The 4,849-nt window shown below is 68.4% G+C and carries 4 protein-coding genes and 2 pseudogenes; all 6 read right to left on the bottom strand.

Annotation, left to right across the window (positions count from 1 at the left end):
• A pseudogene (locus A9X04_RS04810) lies at window positions 1-286 on the bottom strand (hypothetical protein); the annotation flags it as partial.
• Window positions 283-933 carry a DUF6084 family protein gene (locus tag A9X04_RS04815; protein ID WP_067918257.1) on the bottom strand — a complete coding sequence of 217 codons (651 nt, stop codon included), beginning with the start codon at window positions 931-933 and terminating at the stop codon, window positions 283-285. The pseudogene A9X04_RS04810 and the gene A9X04_RS04815, both read right to left, overlap by 4 nt.
• Entirely contained in the window at window positions 930-1,556 is a 627-nt protein-coding gene (locus A9X04_RS04820) for a DUF5947 family protein (RefSeq protein WP_067918258.1), read from the bottom strand. Before A9X04_RS04820 ends, A9X04_RS04815 begins: the two co-directional genes overlap by 4 nt.
• Window positions 1,553-2,470, bottom strand: coding sequence for a NifU family protein (locus A9X04_RS04825; protein ID WP_067918262.1), 918 nt, complete (start codon window positions 2,468-2,470; stop codon window positions 1,553-1,555). Before A9X04_RS04825 ends, A9X04_RS04820 begins: the two co-directional genes overlap by 4 nt.
• Before the next feature lie 59 nt (window positions 2,471-2,529).
• Window positions 2,530-4,329 carry a nickel-dependent hydrogenase large subunit gene (locus A9X04_RS04830; RefSeq protein ID WP_067918259.1) on the bottom strand — a complete coding sequence of 600 codons (1,800 nt, stop codon included), beginning with the start codon at window positions 4,327-4,329 and terminating at the stop codon, window positions 2,530-2,532.
• An 82-nt stretch (window positions 4,330-4,411) separates the two neighbouring features.
• Window positions 4,412-4,849 (bottom strand): annotated as a pseudogene (locus A9X04_RS04835) (hydrogenase expression protein HypE); the annotation flags it as partial.

Raw genomic sequence — 4,849 nt, forward strand, 5'->3', positions numbered from 1 at the left:
GCTGGTCGACGGGCCGGTATTCGCCGGGGGCGACCTCACGCTCGGCCCGGCGGTGCTGCAGCTGCAGGAACCGCACCACCAGGTGCAACTCCCGCGCGCCCTGGACCAGGAACTGCGCCGCCAGGGTGGCGTCCTCGCCCAGGCCCGCGTCCGCGGCCCCGGGCGGTCCCAGAACGCCGAACTGCCAGCGGGATTGGTTCTTGCTCGACGTTCCGCGATACGGATAGAGCAGGTAGCCCTCGTAGAGCACCGCGTCGGCGACGGCGCGGGCCCGGTCCGCGGTCACCGCGCCGTCTCCCGGTCCGCGTCCAGCAGGGAGGTGATCGCGTGGTCGAGATCGAGCAGCCCGTGGGCCGACTTGTAGGCCGCCAGCGCGGCGATCGTCTCGTGGTTCAGCCGCAGCCATCCGGCGTTCGGGTAGTGCTGGGCGATCAGCTGCCGCCAGACCGCGACCGGCATGTCGTAGCGGTCTTCGCAGTCCCACGGGATCTGCTGGACGGAGAACCCGCGGTCGGACCGGACGAAAATCGTTCCGCTGAACAGGAATTGGAGGGCCACGGCGCCGTCACGCAGTGCGTGCAGGTATTTGGCGGCGGTGACCTCGAAGTCGTAGGTGCACTCCAGCGGCAGGGCGACGGTCGTGTTGCCGGTGAAGCCCTGGACCATCGCGGTGCAGTGCTGCCAGAGGAAGGTGCGCTGGGTGCTCGCCCAGCGTTCGCGCGGCCCGAACAGGTCCGTCAGGCCGGCCGCCTCGTCGTCGGAGTACGACCGCCGCAGCGGCTCGATGCGGACCTGGCAGCGCAGGGCGATCGCGTGCACCGGGTCCCCGCCGTCAGCGCCGCCGGTGGCCACGGCGACCCGCGCCGTCAGCACCGGCGTGACGGCGTACGGTTCGGGCGCCACGTCAAGGACCGAGAAGTCGATGTCCATCATGGCGGTGTCTTGACTGCGCGGGCCTCGAGGCGGGAGAAGAAGCCGTCGATGAACTCACGGGCCTCCTGCCCCCCGTCGAACCCGCGCCACAGCAGGCGAAGCCGCCCGACGAATTCGTAGCAGGCGTCGATGGGAACGAGATAGCTTTGCGGCGAACCGGATTCGGGGACGCGCACCAGGAGCGCCTCCACGTCGTCCGTCAGCAGGCCCACCCGGGCGTCGGCGCCGCTGAGCGCGTCCCACACGTCGAGGGCGAGCTCGGATTCGCACGCCCCGGCCGGTCCGGGGTAGAAGGCGACGGTGCGCCCCAGGGCCGAGTTGGTGAAGAAGAACGCGACCCCCACCGGGATTTGCAGTGCCTCCCAGGCGCGCCGGTCCAGCGCGAAGTCGGGGAAGGACAGATACCGGTCGGGCACCGCGCGGTAGCGCAGTTCGGCACGGGAGTCGGTGAACAGCAGGTAGCAGGCGCGGCACACGCACATCAGCTGCCGGTCGGCCACATTGACCACGTGCTGATGCTCGTCGGCGACCGATTCCGAGCACATCTCGCAGCGCTCACCGGCCGGTTCGGGGGCCGGCCGGTTGCTGCGGATCCGGGTGAGGACCTCGTACGGGGTCGTCATGCCGGGGCTCCCATCGCTTGCGCCGGCTCCCGGGCCGGCAACGCCACCGACAGCACGCCGTCGCGGGCCAACAGGGGCAGGGGATCCAGGTGCGCGCCGTTCACGCCGGCCCCGGCATGTACGGCGTCGAAGTCCGTCTGACAGCGGGGGCAACGCAGTTGCGTCCCATACAGTTTCGCACCGGCCAGGGTGGCGTCACACACCGGGCAATGGTCCCGGTACGCGAAAGTCTGATCGCCGACCCGGCACGCCAGCACGGTGGTCGCGTCGACTCGATAGCCCGCCACCTCCCCGGGTGCCAGGTCGGCCAGCTCGGGCGCCGGATGCCAGCTGCCGGAGCCGTTGGAATGCACGCGCGCCAGCAGCGATTCGGCCGGGATGACGGTCGTGGTGCCGGGCTCGGCCGCCACCACCTCGATCGAGGAGATCTCGGGGGCCGCGGCGCGCACCGCGTCCTCGACGGCCAACTCCAGCGTCACCGCCGACGACGGACAGCTCTTGCAGCTGCCTTTGAAAGCGAGGAGCACGGCAACACCTTCGGGCCTCTCCGTCACTTCGATCAGGTCCACGTCCCCGCCGTGCGAGCCCAGGTACGGCCGCACCCGGTCGAGCGCGTCGGACACCCGGCGGCGGACGTCGTGCGGGTGCAGGCCATGGATCAAGAGCAGGCTGGCCACCAGGTCGTCGGTGGCCAGCCGCTCGGCCAGGCCGGGGCCTGGACCGTCCTGAGCCAACAGCATGATCCGCTCCAGCCCGGCCCCGTAGAGCCCGACCACCTCGCGGACCAGCTGCCGGGCGCGTTCCTGCGCGGCCGCACCGCCCGCTGCACAGGAGTCCAGCAGGGTCTGGATCCGATCGCCCGCTGTGCGCCATTGCGCGTCGTTGTCGCCAAGGGTTTCCGGGCGATCCACCATCTGCTCACCGCGTTGCTGGTGATGACCCGCCGCGCCCGGCTTCGCCGCCCTTGCGATCATCACTGCCCGACGGGTGACTGTGTCGGCGTGTGCAGTCTGTCCAGGGTCTTGCCCTTACCCAGATACATGTGCACGCCACAGGGCAGGCACGGGTCGAAGCTGCGCACCGTGCGCATGACGTCGATACCCTTGAAGTTCTCGCGGCTGTTCTCCTCGAAGATCGGCTGGCCCTGCACCGCGTCCTCGTACGGCCCCGGCGTGCCGTAGCTGTCGCGCGGGTTGGCGTTCCACGGGGTGGGCGGGTACGGGTGGTAGTTGGCGATCTTGCCGTCCCGGATCACCAGGTGGTGGCTGAGCACGCCGCGCACCGCCTCGGTGAATCCGCAGCCGATGGCCTCGTCGGGCACCTCGAAGCGCTCCCACGTCTTGGTGCGGCCGGCCCGGATCTCCTCGAGCGCCTTCTCGGCGAAGTGCAGCGCGCAGGCCGCCGCGTAGGCCTGGAAGTAGGTGCGCGCCCGGTCGCGTTCGATCGTGTTGCTGCCGTACTTGGGTACCTTCCACTCGAACTCGACCGGGCCCTTGAGCGCGGTCTTCGGCAGGCTGATCTTGACGCTGTTGCCGGTGGCCTTGACGTAGCCGATGTCGACCAGCCCGGCCAGCGCGGTCGCCCACAGCCGCGCCAGCGGGCCGCCGCCGGTGTCCAGCGCCAGGTGGTCCTTGCCGTCGAACCAGCGCGGCGACATCACCCAGCTGTACTTGCCGCCGTCCATGTCGCGCTTCTGCGGGTGCGGGTTGGTGTGCTGGTTCCACGGGTGGCGCCGGTCCACCGCGTTGCCCAGCGGATCGGTCTTGACGAACATCTCCTGATCGGTCCAGTCGTCGTAATACGAACTGCCCAAAAGGATCCGGATGCCTAGGTTGATGTCCACCAGCGAGTGGGTGACGAGTTTTCCGTCGACCACCACGCCCGGGGTCACGAACATGGCGTTGCCCCAGCGCTCCATGTCCTTGTATGCGAAGTTGCACACCTCGGGATCCTGGAAGGAGCCCCAGCAGCCGAGCAGGGTGCGGCGCAGCCCGACCTTCTCATACCCGGGCAGCGCCTCGTAGAAGAAGTCGAACAGATCGTCGTGCATCGGCACGACCTTCTTCATGAACTCGACATAGCGCATCAGCCGCGTCATGTAATCGGTCATCAGCTGGATGGTCGCGACCGTGCCGACGCCGCCGGGGTACAGCGTGGAGGGGTGCACGTGGCGACCCTCCATGAGGCAGAACATCTCTCGCGTCCAGCGGCTGACCGCCAGCGCCTCGCGGTAGAACTCGCCGGTGAACGGGTTCAGCGAGCGCATGATGTCGGCGATCGTCCGGTACCCGTGCGCCCCGGCCTGCGGCGCGGGCGTCTTCTCCGCCAGCGAAAGCACGCTCGGGTTGGTCTCGGAGACCATCTTCTCGCAGAAGTCCACGCCGACCAGGTTCTCCTGGAAGATGTTGTGGTCGAACATGTATTCCGCGGCCTCGCCCAGGTTGACGATCCACTCGCCGAGATGCGGCGGCTTGACCCCGTACGCCATGTTCTGCGCGTAGCACGAGCAGGTGGCGTGATTGTCGCCGCAGATGCCGCAGATGCGGCTGGTGATGAAGTGGGCGTCGCGAGGATCCTTGCCCTTCATGAAGATCGAGTAGCCGCGGAAGATCGACGAGGTGCTGTGGCACTCGACGACCTCACGATTCTCGAAGTCGATCTTGGTGTAGATGCCCAGGCTGCCCACGATCCTGGTGATGGGGTCCCAGGCCATGTCGACCAGTTGGCCGGGTTCGCGGTTGGCGTGGGTGGGCTCCGGAATGATGGTTGTCATCGCGCTACTTCTTCCCGCTGTGGGCCGTTGGGCCTGAGGGCTGGAGATGGTGAGGACGAAGCGCGCCGAGCTGGTAGGCGACCTACCAGGTCCGGCGCGCCCCGGTGGTAAGTTGGTTCCCGCTGTGGCGCCACCGCGGTTCCTTGTCGACGGTGCGCGCGGTGATACCCCGCAAGCTGCGAATCACGGTTCCGTACAGGCCGACCGCGGTGCTGGACAGCTTGCCGCCCGGCGGCTCGTCCATGAACGGCATGAACTTGTCGGGGAAGCCCGGCATGGTGCACCCGATGCAGATGCCGCCGACGTTCGGGCAGCCGCCGACACCGTTGATCCACCCGCGCTTGGGCACGTTGCACTTCACGACCGGACCCCAACAGCCAAGCTTGACAATGCATTTGGGTGACCCGTATTCGGTGGCGAAGTCACCTTGCTCGTAGTAGCCGGCGCGGTCACAGCCCTCGTGGACGGTGTTGCCGAACAACCACTTGGGGCGCAGCGCGTCGTCGAGCGGGATCATCGG

Source organism: Mycobacterium sp. E3247 (genome assembly GCF_001667785.1).
Taxonomy (GTDB): domain Bacteria; phylum Actinomycetota; class Actinomycetes; order Mycobacteriales; family Mycobacteriaceae; genus Mycobacterium.

Excerpts from the sequence above, each read along its gene's own strand:
- A9X04_RS04825 (WP_067918262.1), bottom strand. The coding sequence starts at position 2,470 with ATGGTGGATCGCCCGGAAACCCTTGGCGACAACGACGCGCAATGGCGC.
- A9X04_RS04815 (WP_067918257.1), bottom strand. The coding sequence starts at position 933 with ATGATGGACATCGACTTCTCGGTCCTTGACGTGGCGCCCGAACCGTAC.
- A9X04_RS04820 (WP_067918258.1), bottom strand. The coding sequence starts at position 1,556 with ATGACGACCCCGTACGAGGTCCTCACCCGGATCCGCAGCAACCGGCCG.
- A9X04_RS04830 (WP_067918259.1), bottom strand. The coding sequence starts at position 4,329 with ATGACAACCATCATTCCGGAGCCCACCCACGCCAACCGCGAACCCGGC.